The organism is Rhizobium sp. FKY42, from assembly GCF_005222835.1.
GTDB lineage: Bacteria > Pseudomonadota > Alphaproteobacteria > Rhizobiales > Rhizobiaceae > Neorhizobium.
The window spans coordinates 107,549-122,861 of sequence record NZ_STGA01000062.1; the positions used below are offsets into that span (position 1 = coordinate 107,549).

At 58.9% G+C, this 15,313-nt stretch carries 16 protein-coding genes and 1 tRNA gene; 6 read left to right on the forward strand and 11 right to left on the reverse strand.

What is annotated here, in order from left to right:
- Positions 1 to 13 precede the first annotated feature (13 nt).
- From metA to E8M78_RS20600, 4 genes are all read left to right on the forward strand, one after another.
- Positions 14 to 934 carry a homoserine O-succinyltransferase gene (gene metA / locus E8M78_RS20585; RefSeq protein WP_137136825.1) on the forward strand — a complete coding sequence of 307 codons (921 nt, stop codon included), beginning with the start codon at positions 14 to 16 and terminating at the stop codon, positions 932 to 934.
- A gap of 6 nt (positions 935 to 940) precedes the next feature.
- Positions 941 to 2,122 carry a VWA domain-containing protein gene (locus E8M78_RS20590; protein ID WP_137136826.1) on the forward strand — a complete coding sequence of 394 codons (1,182 nt, stop codon included), beginning with the start codon at positions 941 to 943 and terminating at the stop codon, positions 2,120 to 2,122.
- Positions 2,123 to 2,192: 70 nt separating this feature from the next.
- The gene (locus E8M78_RS20595; protein WP_170973498.1) at positions 2,193 to 3,221 is read left to right on the forward strand and encodes an aldose epimerase family protein; all 1,029 of its coding nucleotides are present in this window, start codon (positions 2,193 to 2,195) and stop codon (positions 3,219 to 3,221) included.
- Positions 3,222 to 3,247: 26 nt separating this feature from the next.
- Complete coding sequence (locus E8M78_RS20600) at positions 3,248 to 4,417, forward strand: aminotransferase (RefSeq protein ID WP_137136828.1); 1,170 nt, start codon at positions 3,248 to 3,250, stop codon at positions 4,415 to 4,417.
- Positions 4,418 to 4,475: 58 nt separating this feature from the next.
- Here E8M78_RS20600 and E8M78_RS20605 read toward each other — a convergent pair whose 3' ends face one another.
- The 11 genes from E8M78_RS20605 to E8M78_RS20655 all read right to left on the reverse strand — a co-directional run bounded on the left by E8M78_RS20605 (position 4,476) and on the right by E8M78_RS20655 (position 13,296).
- On the reverse strand, positions 4,476 to 5,075 hold the full coding sequence (locus E8M78_RS20605) for a DUF2076 domain-containing protein (protein ID WP_137136829.1): 600 nt from the start codon (positions 5,073 to 5,075) through the stop codon (positions 4,476 to 4,478).
- A 34-nt stretch (positions 5,076 to 5,109) separates the two neighbouring features.
- Positions 5,110 to 5,820: a Bax inhibitor-1/YccA family protein gene (locus tag E8M78_RS20610; RefSeq protein ID WP_137136830.1), complete on the reverse strand. Its 711-nt coding sequence runs from the start codon at positions 5,818 to 5,820 to the stop codon at positions 5,110 to 5,112.
- Between the two features lie 30 nt (positions 5,821 to 5,850).
- Complete coding sequence (locus tag E8M78_RS20615) at positions 5,851 to 6,624, reverse strand: anti-sigma factor (RefSeq protein ID WP_137136831.1); 774 nt, start codon at positions 6,622 to 6,624, stop codon at positions 5,851 to 5,853.
- Positions 6,611 to 7,159, reverse strand: a complete 549-nt coding sequence (locus E8M78_RS20620) for a sigma-70 family RNA polymerase sigma factor (RefSeq protein ID WP_137136832.1) — start codon at positions 7,157 to 7,159, stop codon at positions 6,611 to 6,613. The genes E8M78_RS20615 and E8M78_RS20620 overlap by 14 nt, the downstream gene beginning before the upstream one ends.
- Positions 7,160 to 7,377: 218 nt before the next feature.
- Entirely contained in the window at positions 7,378 to 8,163 is a 786-nt protein-coding gene (locus tag E8M78_RS20625; RefSeq protein ID WP_137136833.1) for a class I SAM-dependent methyltransferase, read from the reverse strand.
- Between the two features lie 51 nt (positions 8,164 to 8,214).
- Positions 8,215 to 8,742 carry a DUF2867 domain-containing protein gene (locus E8M78_RS20630; protein ID WP_246658417.1) on the reverse strand — a complete coding sequence of 176 codons (528 nt, stop codon included), beginning with the start codon at positions 8,740 to 8,742 and terminating at the stop codon, positions 8,215 to 8,217.
- Positions 8,735 to 9,592 (reverse strand): carboxylating nicotinate-nucleotide diphosphorylase, encoded by an 858-nt coding sequence (gene nadC, locus E8M78_RS20635; RefSeq protein WP_137136834.1) that lies wholly within the window; start codon positions 9,590 to 9,592, stop codon positions 8,735 to 8,737. Before nadC ends, E8M78_RS20630 begins: the two co-directional genes overlap by 8 nt.
- A gap of 18 nt (positions 9,593 to 9,610) precedes the next feature.
- Positions 9,611 to 11,146: an L-aspartate oxidase gene (locus tag E8M78_RS20640; protein WP_137136835.1), complete on the reverse strand. Its 1,536-nt coding sequence runs from the start codon at positions 11,144 to 11,146 to the stop codon at positions 9,611 to 9,613.
- Entirely contained in the window at positions 11,143 to 12,117 is a 975-nt protein-coding gene (gene nadA / locus E8M78_RS20645) for a quinolinate synthase NadA (protein WP_137136836.1), read from the reverse strand. The genes E8M78_RS20640 and nadA overlap by 4 nt, the downstream gene beginning before the upstream one ends.
- A gap of 67 nt (positions 12,118 to 12,184) precedes the next feature.
- A complete protein-coding gene (locus E8M78_RS20650; protein WP_137136837.1) occupies positions 12,185 to 13,087 on the reverse strand; it encodes a hypothetical protein in 903 nt (300 codons plus the stop codon).
- 134 nt (positions 13,088 to 13,221) lie between these two features.
- Positions 13,222 to 13,296, reverse strand: a tRNA-Gly gene (locus E8M78_RS20655).
- 383 nt (positions 13,297 to 13,679) lie between these two features.
- Between E8M78_RS20655 and E8M78_RS20660 the strand changes: the two genes are divergently transcribed.
- Positions 13,680 to 14,186, forward strand: coding sequence for a prolyl-tRNA synthetase associated domain-containing protein (locus tag E8M78_RS20660; RefSeq protein ID WP_137136838.1), 507 nt, complete (start codon positions 13,680 to 13,682; stop codon positions 14,184 to 14,186).
- Positions 14,187 to 14,241: 55 nt separating this feature from the next.
- The gene (gene trxA / locus E8M78_RS20665) at positions 14,242 to 15,225 is read left to right on the forward strand and encodes a thioredoxin (RefSeq protein WP_137136839.1); all 984 of its coding nucleotides are present in this window, start codon (positions 14,242 to 14,244) and stop codon (positions 15,223 to 15,225) included.
- Positions 15,226 to 15,313 lie beyond the last annotated feature (88 nt).

Consider the following 15,313-nt stretch of genomic DNA (forward strand, 5'->3'; position numbering starts at 1 on the left):
TCGAGTTCGAACCATGCCCATCAAGATTCCAGATACGCTTCCTGCCTTCGAAACACTGTTGAACGAAGGCGTGCGGGTCATGACAGAGACGGTGGCTGTGCGGCAGGACATCCGTCCGTTGCAGATCGGTCTGCTGAACCTGATGCCGAACAAGATCAAGACGGAAGTGCAGATGGCGCGCCTCGTTGGTGCGTCTCCGCTTCAGGTGGAGCTTTCCCTGGTGCGTATTGGCGGACACAAGGCCAAGAACACCTCGGAAGAGCATCTTCTGGCGTTTTATGAGACCTGGGAAGAGGTCAAGCATCGCAAGTTCGATGGCTTCATCATCACCGGTGCGCCGGTCGAGACGCTTGCCTTCGAAGACGTGACCTATTGGGACGAGATGCAGCAGATTTTCAATTGGACGGAAACCAATGTCCATTCGACACTGAATGTCTGCTGGGGCGCAATGGCGGCTATCTATCACTTCCACAAGGTGCCGAAGCATGAGCTGAAGGCCAAGGCTTTCGGCGTCTATCGTCACCGCAATCTCTGCCCGTCCTCCATCTACCTCAACGGTTTCTCGGATGATTTCCAGGTGCCGGTTTCACGCTGGACCGAAGTGCGCCGCGCCGATATCGAAAAGGTGCCGGGGCTGGAAATCCTCATGGAATCGGATGAAATGGGCGTGTGCCTCGTTCATGAGAAGCGCGGTAACCGGCTCTATATGTTCAACCATGTGGAATATGACTCCACCTCGTTGGCGGATGAATATTTCCGTGACGTGAATGCGGGTGTTCCCATCAAGATGCCGCATAACTATTTTCCGCATAATGATGTTACACTGACGCCGCAGAACCGCTGGCGCAGCCATGCGCACCTGTTTTTCGGCAACTGGATCAACGAGATCTACCAGACGACGCATTACGATCTGAACCAGATCGGTATTCGGTAAGATGTGATGTTCATTCCCTTCTTCCTGAAGCTCAAACAAGCGAAAGTCCCGGTCACACTGCGGGAGTTTCTGGACCTTCTGGGGGGAATGGAAGCAGGACTTGCGGATTTCGATGTCGAGGCCTTCTACTTCCTCGCCCGTGCTGCGCTGGTGAAGGATGAGCGCCATATAGACCGTTTCGATCAGGTCTTTTCCGAGCACTTCCGTGGGCTCGGCATCTTGTCCGCTGAAGGTGGCGTGGATGTCGAAGCACTGCCGGAAGACTGGCTGCGCAAGCTGGCCGAGAAGCATCTGACGCCGGAAGAGAAGGCGCTTGTGGAGTCGCTTGGTGGCTTCGACAAGCTGATGGAGACGCTTAAAAAGCGGCTGGAAGAGCAGAAGGGCCGTCATCAGGGCGGTTCGAAATGGATCGGCACCGCTGGTACCTCACCCTTCGGTGCCTATGGCTATAATCCAGAAGGCGTTCGCATCGGACAGGAAGGCTCACGCCATCGCAAGGCGGTGAAGGTGTGGGACAAACGCGAGTTTCGCGATTTTGACGATGCCCGAGAGATCGGCACCCGCAATATCAAGGTTGCGCTGAAGCGCCTGCGCCGCTGGGTGCGGGAAGGGGCCGCCGACGAGCTGGATATGGCAGGCACCATCCGCTCCACCGCCGAACACGGTTATCTCGATGTGCAGACACGGCCGGAACGGCGTAACGCCGTGAAGCTTCTGATGTTCTTCGATGTCGGCGGCTCGATGGACGATCATGTCATGGTGGTGGAGGAATTGTTCTCCGCGGCCCGCGCCGAGTTCCGGCATCTGGAGCACTTTTACTTCCACAACTGCCTCTACGAAAGTGTGTGGCGCGATAACCGCCGCCGGTCCGAAAGGCTTTCCGTCACCGATATCCTGCGGAGCTATGGGACTGACTACAAGGTCATCTTCGTGGGCGATGCGACCATGAGCCCCTACGAGATCACCCATGCGGGCGGGTCTGTCGAACACTGGAACAAAGAACCCGGAGCTGCATGGATCGCCCGGATAACTGATCATTTTCACCGTATCGCCTGGATCAATCCGGTGCCGGAGGGACATTGGGATTACACGCAATCCGTTCTTATCATGAGACAATTGCTGGAAGATCGGATGTATCCGCTGACGCTTCAGGGGCTGGAGCAGGCCACGCGGCAGTTGTCGCGATAGTGCTTCATGGCCGATTGCTAAAACCTCTGAAATAAAGCAGTTTGCCGCCCACATCGAAAAGTATGACAGGATGGCAGGCATGACGACGCAGGGCGAAATCTTCGGCACCACCCCCAAGGGCGAAACGGTTTACCGGGTCAAGATTTCCGGCGGTGGCCTGACGGCCCATGTCATCACCTGGGGTGCGGTCATTCAGGATCTCCGCCTTGAAGGTCACGAAGCACCGCTGGTCCTGGGTTTCGATACGTTCGAAAATTATCCGAAATATTCCTCCTATTTCGGCGCGACGCCGGGACGTGTCGCCAACCGCATCGGCAAGGGCCAGTTCACGCTGGATGGCATTCATTATCAGCTGGATCTGAACCAGAACGGCAATACGCATCTCCATGGTGGCAGCGATGGGCTGGGCAAAACCAACTGGACGATCATTGCACATGCTGAGAATAAAGTGATCCTGCAGGTCACTGACACTGATGGCCGGGGCGGTTATCCGGGTAATTGTACGGTCACTGCGACCTATGAGCTGAAGGATGATGGTGTTCTCAACGTCGTCTATGAGAGTGTCACGGATCAGCCGACGCTCGCCAACATCTGCCAACACACCTATTTCAACCTTGATGGCCGCGACGATACGCTCGGCCACGACATCATGATCGCTGCCGATCATTATCTGGAGCTGGACGAGCATCAGGTGCCGACCGGTAAACTGATGCCGGTTGAAGGTACGCCGATGGACCTGCGCCAGCTCGGGCCGCTGCGTCGTACGGATGCAAGCGGCGCGCAGGTGAATTTTGATCACAATTATTGCCTGTCGAACGAGCGCGTGGAGAAGCGTTCCGTGGCACTGGTGCGCAGCGTCAATTCGGGTGTTTCGTTGGAGGTCCGCACCACGGAGCCGGGTGTGCAACTCTACGGCGGCTTCAAGCTGAAACCGACCGTTCCCGGTCTCTCCGGCAAGCTCTATGGTCCCTATGCAGGACTGTGCCTGGAAACGCAGATCTGGCCGGATGCCATCAATCATCCGGTCTTCCCGAATGCGATTCTGCGTTCCGGCGAAGTGCTTCGTCAGGAAACGGATTACGTGTTCTCCAAGAGCTGAGTTTTCCTTTGGCCATCGGGGTGCCTATGCCCGCCTTCAACCCGCTGATCGAACAGATTTCGCCGCCGCCCGTGCCATCGGTTCAGGCCTGGGCGCGGGCCTATGATGGCGCAAATGGCCCGCTGATCGATCTGTCGCAGGCGGTTCCCGGCTATCCGCCACATCCAAAGATGCTGGAGCTGTTGGGCGAAGCGGCATCCTCGCGCGCCTCCACCGGTTATGGAGCGATTGAAGGCGATCGCATCCTGCGCGATGCCTATGCGGCACATGTGAGCGAGGCTTACGGCGCGCCACTGACTGCGCAGAATGTGCACATTACCTCGGGCTGCAATCAGGCTTTCATCTGTACGGTGATGGCCGTTGCCGGTGCGGGCGATACGGTGTTGATGACCAACCCCTATTACTTCAACCACCAGACAACGCTTGCCATGCTGGGCATTACCACGAAGCTGGTGGAATGCCATCCGGCAAGGGGATTTTTGCCGACCATCGAGGATATTCAGCGGCGGATCGATCAGGGCGTAAAGGCTCTGGCAATCGTGTCGCCCAACAATCCGACCGGTGCCATTTATCCGCCGGATCTATTGGGTGCGATTGCGGATCTATGCCATTCGAACGGGCTCTGGCTGATCCTCGATGAGACCTACCGGGATTTTCTGCCTGCCGCCGGTGTCGCGCCGCACGGGCTCTTCGCCCGTCAGGACTGGCAGGATACGATCGTCTCGCTCTACAGTTTCTCGAAAAGCTTCTGCATTCCCGGCCACCGGCTGGGTGCCATCACTGCCGGACCCGCCTTTATCGCGCAGGTCACCAAGATCATGGATAACCTGCAGATCTGTGCGCCGCGGGCGGCTCAGACGGCGGTGGCTCAGGCCTTGCCGCTGCTTTCGGATTGGCGGGAAGAAAACCGGCAGAAAATCCTCAGGCGCGCGCAGGCTCTGGACGAGGTCATGCGCGGTGTTTCAGGCTGGACGCTCGAGGCGTTGGGTGCCTATTTCGCCTTCATACGCCATCCTTTTGGTGGCGTCGGTTCTGCAGAAGTTGCGGAAGCGCTCGCCAAAAAGGCCGGCGTTTCCTGCATTCCGGGAGGCTATTTCGGCCCCGGCCAGGAGCACTATCTGCGGTTTGCTTTTGCCAATGCCGATGTGGACGGCCTTCAAATGCTTGGCAAGCGGCTGGGAGATTTCAATCTATGAAAATGCCCGGACCGTGAGGTCCGGGCAGGTTCAGTCCGTCTATCGAGAGGGACAGAAATCAGAACTGCATGTCTTCTTCCATGCCTGCATCATCTGCTGGCTCTTCGGCAGGAGTTTCGGCTGCCTGCGCTTCGTCACCGCCAATCATACCGGCGATGGCGTTACCCAGAAGCACGCCACCAGCCACACCCATGGCTGTCTGCGCCGCACCTGCCAGGAAGCCGCCGCCACGCTGTGGCTGGGCGTAACCCTGCTGGCCGAAACCAGACGCTTGGGGTTGGCCGCCCCACGGGTTGCCTGGATTGCGCGGCCCTGCCATGGGGCCACCATGCGGACCACCTTGAAGCATGCCCTGCTGTGGCGCATGGGTGGAACGGGCTGGCTGCGAGCTGCCGAACAGGCTGGAAAAGAAGCCGCCGCTGGAGGCAGGCCGGGAAGCGAGCTGGTATTCCAGCTCCTCGATCCGCCGCTGTGCCTGTTCCAGCGCCTGTTCCTGCACAACGATCGTCTGCGCCATGAAATAGGGTGCTCCGGGCTGGCTGGCGATGCGATCACGAATGAAGGCATCCGCTTCCGCATCGCGCGGGCCCGACTGGCTTTCCACCCGGGAAAGCTTGCCGAACAAACCCTCGATCGCCTGGCGGTCGTTGTAGTCCATCGTAGATTTCCTCCTTGAGGTTGTTTGGACTTGGTTATTCTTCGCGCTGGCCGGTGAGGCTCAGCAGAAGCTGGAAGATGTTGACGAAGTTCAGGTAGAGCGAGAGAGCGCCGAAGACGGCAAGCTTCTGCTGGCTTTCCTGATCGAAGTTCTCGGCATACTGCTCCTTGATGTTCTGCGTATCCCAGGCAGTCAGGCCGACGAAGACGATGATGCCGATGACGGACACGGCAAACTGCAGGGCGCTGGAGCCGAGGAAGATGTTGACGATCGAGGCAATCATCACACCGATCAGACCCATGATCAGGAACGAACCGAACTTCGCCAGATCGCGCTTTGTCACATAGCCGTAGAGGCTGGTTGCGCCGAACATGGTGGCAGCGATGAAGAAGGTGCGTGCGATGCTGGCGCCCGTGAAGACGAGGAATACGGAAGCGAGCGACAGACCCATGACGGCACAGAAGGCCCAGAAGGTCATCTGCGCGGTGGAGGCCGACATCGTCTGGATCTTGAACGAGAAGAAGAAGACGAAGGCGAGCGGAGCCAGCATCACCACCCACTTCAGCGGGCTGGAGAAGATTGGCACGTAAAGAGCAGGCGTCGTGCCGACGATAAAGGCCACGATGCCGGTGATGATGAGGCCGAGGCCCATATAGTTGTAGACGCGCAGCATATGCTGGCGCAGTCCCTCGTCAAAGGCGGCCTGGGACTGGATGGCCGGGTTGTATCCGAAACGCGGATTCATGGCTTACTCCTGTGCGTTATTCTTCGTTGTTCAGTAAAGGGAACGGGCAAGACGTTCTGCCTCGTCCTTCAGGCGTGGTGCGCTCTGCCGCTCCGAAACAAGTGCATAGGCGACCTCACCGATCTGCCAGTAGGAAGCCGAGACTTCACCTTCGCGTGCCTGCATCACTTCCTGCACGGCAAAGAAACCGGGCCGTACGGCAAAGAGCGATAACTTCTTCTGTTCTGCGTCCGTCAGCGACATCTCGACGCTCGGGCCGAAGGCGGACGGGAAGATCTGCACATCGCTCACCTTCCACTCCTTCGGGATCTGCGGCATGACGATGGCGGTCGCGGAACGGATTTCCGCCGCATCATACTGCGAGGAGCCTGTTTGAGACGGCATGGATTCGCGCAGAACGGATGTGTCATGCGCGCGCATGGCTTCTTCCACGAAGGTGGGTGCCGGCGTGGACGCCTGGACGCTTGAAATTGTCAGTGGGCCGTAATGCTGGCTCAGCATCCATCCCGCGGCCACCAGCGCCACCGTTGCCGCCATTCGCTGAAACGTGCGCAGATAGGCACCTCGCGACAGGGCAGATTGAAGACGACGGGCCGCCTCGCGCGTGTCTGCGCGGCCGTGGTTGCGGCCGCCTGACAACGCCAGGCGCAGCTCGCCGCGAATGGCCAGATCCGCCATGACGCGCGCCGCCACATCCGGGTTTTCCGACAGGTAGGACTCTACCTCAATGCGACGGCTGGCAGTCAGCTGGTCGTCGATATAGGCTTCAAGGTCGGAACTCTGGATCGGGTCAACGGGTGTCATCGCGGCCCCCTTCGATTATTCTCAAGTGATTGGCATCCAGCGGCTTTCGACCGCTTTCCTCGAATTCCCGCAGGCGCTGGCGTGCACGGGAAATGCGCGACATCAGCGTACCCACAGGGATGGACAGCGCATTGGCGGCTTCCTGATAGGAAAGCCCTTCGATCGCCACCAGATGCAGCGCATCGCGCTGCTCTTCCGGCAGGGCGAAAAAGGCTTCCCGCAGCTGCTTCAGCCGGATGGATTGATCGGGATCCGGGTGATGCGCGGTTTCCGCCAGATCGGCTGCCGCATTGTGCCGGTTGTCCGTCGAACGCTGACGGCGCAGCCGGTCGATATGCGTGTTGTGAACGATAGAGAGCAGCCAGTTTCGCAGGTTGCCGCCGGTTCGGAAGGTAGACTTCTTCTCATAGGCGCGCACCAATGCATCGTGCACCAGATCTTCCGCGTCGTCCGCATTGCGGACGAGCGAACGGGCGTAACGCCGAAGCGTTGCCAGCTGGTTCAGAACATCGAACGGGTTTCTCTTGTCGCTCATGCCCCAATATACGCGGCGACGTTGAACTTTATTCCGGGGTCGATGTGATTTTTTTCAAATCGGCTGCGCAATTTCCGAGTCCACATAGCGGGCACGCGGACGAATGAGCCTTTCATCCTGCCGCTGGTCCAGCGCATAAAGCCGCATCATCCGTCCGCAGTCGCGCTATGCTCGCAAAACGGCGGAATGACATTTCCGGTTTATGTTAGGCCTTTCGCTCACGCCCGCCTTGCTGTCACGATCAGAAGAAACGCGCCAAGCTCCCGCCATCGGGAAAACCGGGGAACCATTTCACATGCCTTGGCTGTTGGTTGCGGCTCGTCGATCCTTGAAATGATGAAGCCGGCTTTGGCCACCGCGTTCAGATAGTCGCTCATCGTTCGCGGAAACCGCGGAATTGCGAAAGGCACGACATCTTCGTCTTTCGGGCGATTACCGAAACGCCAGTGTTCCAGAAAATGTGTCTTGTCGAAATAGCGCGCCACACGAAGCCCTGTCGTTCGGCCTTCCGGGTTCTTCTCCCAACCAATGCCCGGCGTAATGAAGCAGGGGTGCAGGACGCTAAAGTGCAGGAAGCCGTTCGGACGCAGCAACCGAAAGGCTTCGCGCATGGCTCCCTCAAGGTCTGGCCCGTCCATCAAAGCCATAGTGGACACGACGGCATCGAATGATTGGTCCGGCAAACCACAATGATCGCTGTAGGAAGCGGTGTGGTACTTGATACCCAGCGGATCGGCTTCCTCTGCCTGTCTGGCGTGTTCGATCATCTGGCTGGAAATGTCGATGCCGGTCAGGCGGGCTCCTTGCTGAGCAAAAACACGCGTGTTGCTGCCTTCACCGCATCCGAAATCGATGACGTCCTTGCCCTTGATGGATGGCAGGGCTTCCAGAAATGCAGGAAATGTAAAGAGATCACGATAAACATCGAAGCCCGCCCGCACGTCGTTGGTCCATTGTTGGGCATTGTCGTTCCAATGCTTTGCGACATCAGTCAGATCGCTCATGCCATCCTTCATCCTGGCCTTGCCGCCCATATCGCCCATTCAAGAGACGCTTCAACCGGATACAGCGCGGCGCTTTAGTACTCTCGTCAGCCGCTCGAGATCTTGCTTCACGATGAACCTGTGCACAGGCCCCACTGGCAGCATATAGACCCTGCCAAAAGCGTTGTGTGTGACAACCGAAGCAGTGACGCTGAGAATACATTCCTTGATCAACAGGCAGATCATGACGTCCAAGTGGCGATCTCGGGCTGTCAGGATCAGTCTATCGAGAGTTACATCCTCAACAAGGAAGAAATCCAGTCGATCGCCCACCTGAACGGTTTCGACCTTTGAACCGGAAAAGCCGCCGATCCGTTGCACACCGAACCCGGACGAAATCATATCTCTGATTTTGAATGCCAGTTGCAGGATCGGCCTTGGTCCGGCTGTCGCGCTGTTCCACGCTTCGAGGGGCGTTATGGCGAAAGGCAATAGGATGGACTGGTGGTCGTAATAGTCCAGCTCGCTGATTGGCTTCAACGTTCCAGTGGAGGAAGCCGTCCCTTGCACCATGATTCCCTGCGTCGCTTCCTCACCCATTCGCTTGCCAATCCAGTCCGATATCCAGCGTGGGGGCGCTGTGGGTGATCCAGCCGACGGAGAGGAGATCGACGCCGCTTTCGGCAATGGCGCGGGCGGTGTGCGGTGTAATGCCCCCCGAGGCTTCGGTGAGGGCGCGACCATTCACCAGCGCCACGGCCTCAGCGAGTTGCGCGGGCGTCATATTGTCCAGCAGCACGGCGTCGGCGCCCTCATCCAGCACCTCGCGCAGCTGGTCCAGCGTATCCACTTCGATCTCGATTTTCACCATGTGACCGGCGGCGGCCTTGGCGCTCAGGAGTGCGGCTCTCACGCCGCCTGCAATGGCAATGTGATTGTCCTTGATGAGGATGGCATCATAGAGCGCGAAGCGATGGTTGATGCCGCCGCCTGCCCGTACCGCGTATTTTTCCAGCGCCCTCAGGCCCGGTGTTGTCTTGCGGGTGCAGGCAAGCTTTGCCCTGGTGCCGGAAATCGCATCGACGATGGAACGCGTGACGCTGGCCACGCCCGACAAATGGCCCATGAAGTTCAGCGCCGTGCGCTCAGCCGTTAAAAGTGCGTGGGATGAACCTTCGACGGTCGCAATCAGCGTGCCCGGTTCCAGCCTTTCGCCATCTTTCAGGTGCCGCTCCATACGGATTGTCGGATCGATGATTTCGAAGGCAAGGGCCGCCACATCCAAGCCTGCAAGGCAGCCGGCCTGACGGGCGCGAAATTGCAGCTTTGAGCGATGGCCGGGCGGAACCACAGCCGCTGAAGTAATGTCACCGGCAGCGCCAAGATCTTCCTGAAGAGCCAGACGAACAGCCGGTTCAAACACCGGGCGGGGCAGGGGGGCAAGCTGCATTGTGGCGGAACCTTTCATTCAGGCGCTTCGGGCAAGCGGTGCGTTTTCCAGCGCCCGCGTGCGTTCGATGATTTCCGACAGGGTCATGCGTTGACGCACAGGCGGCTTGGCGCTTTGCGGAAAGTCGGTACGAGCATGGGCGCCGCGCGATTCCCGCCGTTCCAGTGCGAAGGCGCCTATGGCAAGCGCAACAATTGCCGCATCCGAGCCATGTGTCAGCGCCAAAGGGCGAAACTGGTTTACGGCCTGCGTTAGCCCGGCCTCATTACGCAGCACGCCAAGGGAACGGGTGGTCAATGCCCGAAGAGCTGCATCCGGCGATATCCCGCAGCGCGGCTCCGGTGCTTCCAGATAGGCGGGTGGCGAAGGGAGGAAGGCGCTGGCAATGTCCCGTGCGGCACTCAGCCCCATAACAGTTGCTTCCAGTAGCGAATTGCTGGCCAGCCGATTTGCACCATGCAGGCCGGTTGCCGCCACTTCGCCCACGGCCCACAACCCGCCCACGCTGGTGCGTCCGGCAAGATCCGTTGCTACGCCGCCCATATGGTAATGAACGGCGGGGCGAACCGGAATGGCGTCTCGCGCAGGATCAATGCCCGCCTCCTGGCAAAGCGCCGCAATGCTGGGAAAGCGTTTGGCGAAACGGTGTCCGAGTGTTGATCGTGCATCGAGAAAAACGCGACCGCCGCGTCCGATTTCGGCGCTGATCGCCCGCGCCACCACATCACGCGATGCCAGTTCTGCCCCCGGCACATCGGCCATGAAGCGTTCGCCACGTTCATTCAAAAGGGCGGCGCCTTCACCGCGCACCGCCTCGCTGATCAGGGCAAGCGGCGTGCGAGGGCTTGCAAGAGCCGTCGGGTGGAACTGCACGAATTCCAGATCGGCAAGGGCAGCCCCGGCACGCGCTGCAAGTGCTATGCCTTGGCCGAAATTGCCGATCGGGTTGGTGGTTGCCTCGTAAAGCCCGCCAATGCCGCCAGTGGCCAGTACCACGGCACTGCTCAGAACGGTGCGACTGCTGCCTGCGACGTTCAGCGACAAACCACAGACGCGCCCCTCCGTCACCAGCAGGCGTTCGGCTTCTGCCCCTTCCAGCACGGTGATCGATGGCGTTTGCAGCACTTGCCTGATCAGTGCGTTGACGATGGAAGCGCCGGACGCATCACCACTGGCGTGCACGATGCGGCGGCGGCAATGGGCCGCTTCCAGCCCCAGCGAAAGCGTGCCATCGGCCTGCCGGTCAAAGCTTGCGCCCTGCGCTTCAAGCCAGGAAACAGCATCGGCTGCCCGTGAGAGGATAAAGCTGGCCGCCTGTTCATCCACCAGACCATCGCCTGCGGCCAGCGTATCGTTGAGATGCAGTTCCACGCTGTCATCAGCGCCCATCGCCGCCGCAATGCCCCCTTGCGCCCAGGCGCTGGAGGTCTGTTCGCCAAGTCTCGCCTTGGTCACCAGCACAATATGGTGGGGTGCGAGCGCCAGAGCCGTCGTCAGGCCCGCAATACCGCTGCCAATCACGACGACGGGAAGCGCGGTGCTTGCCGTGCTCATTTCACTGCCAGCATGCGCTCGACCGCAAGGCGTGCCTTGTCGGCGACTGCCGGATCGACGGTTACTTCATGCGTGCCGGTTTCCAGCGCCTTGCGAATGTTCGAAAGCGTAATGCGTTTCATGTGCGGGCAGAGATTGCAGGGCCGGATGAACTCTACGTCGGGATTGTTGGCCGCCACATTGTCGCTCATGGAGCATTCGGTCAGCAGCACCACGCGCGGTGGCTTCTGGTTTGTCACATAGTCTGACATCACGGCGGTCGATCCGGCAAAATCGGCCTCCAGCACCACCTCCGGCGGGCATTCCGGATGCGCCAGAACGATCACGCCCGGATGTGCCTCGCGCAGATCGCGAATATCCTGCGGCGTGAAAAGCTGGTGAACCTCGCAATGGCCCTTCCAGGCAATCAGCTCCACATGGGTTTCGCGTGCCACGTTCTGCGCCAGATATTCGTCGGGCAGCATGAGAACCCTTGGCACGCCCAGCGATTCCACCACTTCCTTCGCATTGCCGGAGGTGCAGCAGATATCGGATGCGGCTTTGACGGCAGCTGAGGTGTTGACATAGGTGACAACCGGAACGCCGGGATGGGCTTCTCGCAGCAGTGCAATATCTTCCGGCGTGATGGAATCGGCCAGCGAGCAGCCTGCGCTCATATCCGGGATCAGAACCGTTTTCGATGGGTTCAGCAGCTTGGCGGTTTCCGCCATGAAGTGAACACCGGCAAGCACGATGATATCGGCGTCTACCTCCATGGCCTTGCGGGCCAGCGCCAGGCTGTCCCCCACAATATCGGCCACGCCATGGAAGATCTCCGGCGTCTGGTAATTATGCGCGAGAATCACCGCGTTCTTCTGGCGCTTCAGCTCCAGAATGGCCGCCACATCGGCCTCATGCGCCATCCATTCGGCCTTGGGCATGATTTTGCTGACCCGCTCATAAAGCGTAGAAACGGCCACGGGAGAATTCATCGACGCCTCCTTTATACTCGAAATGAGTATATGACGGGCGCAGAGATATTCTCATTTGGAGTTTATGTCAATTGCGGGAAATGGGAAGTTTTGAGCCGGAAAAGGCGCGCTCTTCCAGAACCGCGTGCCGGTAGCGGAAAAGCTTGGCGGGACGGCCGCCGGTTTCACTGGTCACGTCGCCGGTTTCTTCAATCAGGTCGTGCGAATCGATCAGGCGACGGAAGTTTGGCTTGTGCAATGTCAGGCCTGCCAGTGCTTCCACGGTGCGCTGCAACTGAAGGAGCGTGAAGCTTTCCGGCATGAGTTCGAAGACGACCGGGCGGTATTTGATTTTTGCCCGCAGGCGCGCAATGCCGGTTGCCAGAATACGGCGATGATCGGCAAACATGGGGCGACCGGTGCCAACAAACTCTTCGCCGCCCGATTCGAACACCAGTCCTGCCTCAAACATCAGTTCGTAGCGTTGCAGCGTCAGATCTTCGTTCCAGGCGGCACCATTCAGGCCAAAGGCGAATTCGATGCGGCGACGGCGATGGTCACGGCGAGAGGCTTCCCGTTCCGCCCAGCGTTGCAGATGGTCGGCAATCGCCCTTAATGCCTCAGGCTCGCCCCGGCGATGGTCTTCCCACGGGAAATATTCATACCAGCCGTGCCAGCCGGGTTTGCCTGCGCCCGGTGCCGCCTGTTCCCGCACAAGGCCCAGATAGCTGATGGAGATGGTGCGCGAATCGCTCTCGTCCTGCGTCCGGTCGCGGTCGGCGAAGGTGTACAGCTGTTCGAGATAGCCAACGGGGTGGCCTGTCTGATCGCTCACCCATTCACGAAGGCCTGCTTGAAGGCTTCGATGCGCCAGTTCGAAAGGGCCGGAGGGTAGTGCATCGCCAGAGCGGATGGTCATCACGCGCGGTTCATCACCCGTCACAGCGGCCAGAACGGCAATCAGTTCGGCATGGGCAAGGCCAGCAGACAAGAAAAACCTCGATCGGAAATAGCGGCGAGACACCATCGTCTACCGCGATAATCAATAAGGATTTTGACAATCAGAAAGACATCGCGCAAGTTACCCTACGCTTATTCGTAACATCTTTTAGATTTAAAGAGAATTGGAGCGGGCGAAGGGATTCGAACCCTCGACCCCAACCTTGGCAAGGTTGTGCTCTACCCCTGAGCTACACCCGCTCATCAATTCAACAGCCTGGGGTAGATCGCTAGGCCGTTGGTCGCTGTCTTGCGGCGACGGGGGCTATATGGCCCAACTGATTTTTGAATGCAACAGGGAAATGACATCGCTGCCCGATTTTTTCAACTTTTCTTCTAAGCAATTGTTTTGAAATGGTAATTTTTGGGAGGATTTTGCTCCTCTGCTTGGTTGGGGGTTCGGGCTTGCCGATAACAGGTCGCAAGCCGGTGTCTTTGAACCGCCTCGATCCCTGCCGTAATCGGAAGCCCGAAATGACGCTTCTACCGGTGGCGCAGGCGGTGTGATGTTTCTATAGTCCGGGCACCCCGGCAGGCTGTGCCTGTCTTTCCCGTTGCAGACAAACCCTCGGATCGCTTTTCCCATGACAATGTCTCCCAAGACCGCCGACCAGCTTTTTGCCTTTCTCGATGAGCTTGGCATTCAGCACAGCACCCACGACCACCCGCCGGTTTTCACCGTTGCGGAATCGGAGAGTCTGAGAGACGAGATTGCGGGAGGCCATACCAAGAACCTGTTCGTGAAGGACAAGAAGGATCAGTTCTTCGTCGTGACGGTGGAGGAGCGGGCGACGGTGGACCTCAAGCAGATCCACAAGATCATCGGGGCCTCCAGCCGCGTGTCCTTCGGCAGCCCTGAAAAGATGCTGGAATATCTGGGAGTGGTTCCGGGTTCCGTAACAGTGTTCGGCGCCATCAACGATACGGAGAACAAGGTCACCTTCGTTCTCGATGAGGGCCTGATGCAATATGACATCATCAACGGTCATCCGCTGAGAAACGATGCCACGACCTCCATTGGCCGGGATGATCTTATCCGCTTCTTCAAGGCAACCGGTCACGATCCGCTTGTCTTGAAAGTCGCGGACTGACATACGATCTGTTCAAGCACAAGTCGCATGACACTTACCGTCTGGGGAGACATTCATGAGCGGTCCGAACAACCCGTATAGCAATGGCTACGGCAGCCAGATGACCGGAACAATGAGCTTCGGAACTGCTCCGGCGGCAACGCCTTCCGGTTCTGCTGCCGGCAGCTTCGTCAAGGATACGACGACGGCGGGTTTCACCAAGGATGTCCTGGAAGAATCCCGTCGCCAGCCGGTACTGGTGGATTTCTGGGCGCCTTGGTGCGGTCCTTGCAAGCAGCTTGCACCTGCGCTCGAGAAAGTGGTCAACGAAGCACAGGGCCGGGTCAAGCTGGTCAAGCTTAATATCGACGATCACCCGTCGATTCCCGGTCAGTTGGGCATCCAGTCCATCCCGGCGGTTATCGCTTTCGTGAACGGTCGCCCGATGGATGGCTTCATGGGTGCCATTCCAGAAAGCCAGATCCGCCAGTTCATCGACAAGATCGGCGGTCCCGCAGGCGCGGATGAGGCCGCGGAAATCGAAGCCGTGCTGGCAGAGGCCAAAGGCCTTCTGGAGGCTGGCGATACGGATGGTGCCGCGCAGCTTTATGCCGCCGTTCTGCAGGCCGATCCGGAAAATGGCAAGGCTGTTGCCGGCATGATCGAGTGCCTGCTCACGCTTGGCCAGACGGAGCGGGCGCAGCAGATGCTGGACTCGCTGCCGGAAGACATTGCCAAGCAGCCGGAAGTTCAGGCGGTTTCGCTGAAGCTCAACCAGATTACCGAGGCCCGCAAGCTGGGCGATCCGCGGGCGCTGGAGCATGAGCTTTCGCTCAATCCGGATCATCACGAAGCGCGCATGAAGCTTGCAAAGATCCTCAACGTTCAAGGCGATCGCAACGAAGCTGCCGAACATCTGTTCTACATCATGCGCAAGGACCGCGCCTTTGACGACGACGGCGCGCGCCGCCAGTTGCTGGAGTTTTTCGAGGCCTGGGGCGTCAAGGATCCGGCGACGATTGCGGCCCGGCGCAAGCTTTCGTCCATCCTGTTTTCCTGATCAGCTTCGATATCGGCGCAGAGCCTTGTGAAAGCAGGCTCGGCGCCCCAGATAGGGTGTGGAAATTATTCGGTTCTGGAGGAAGATA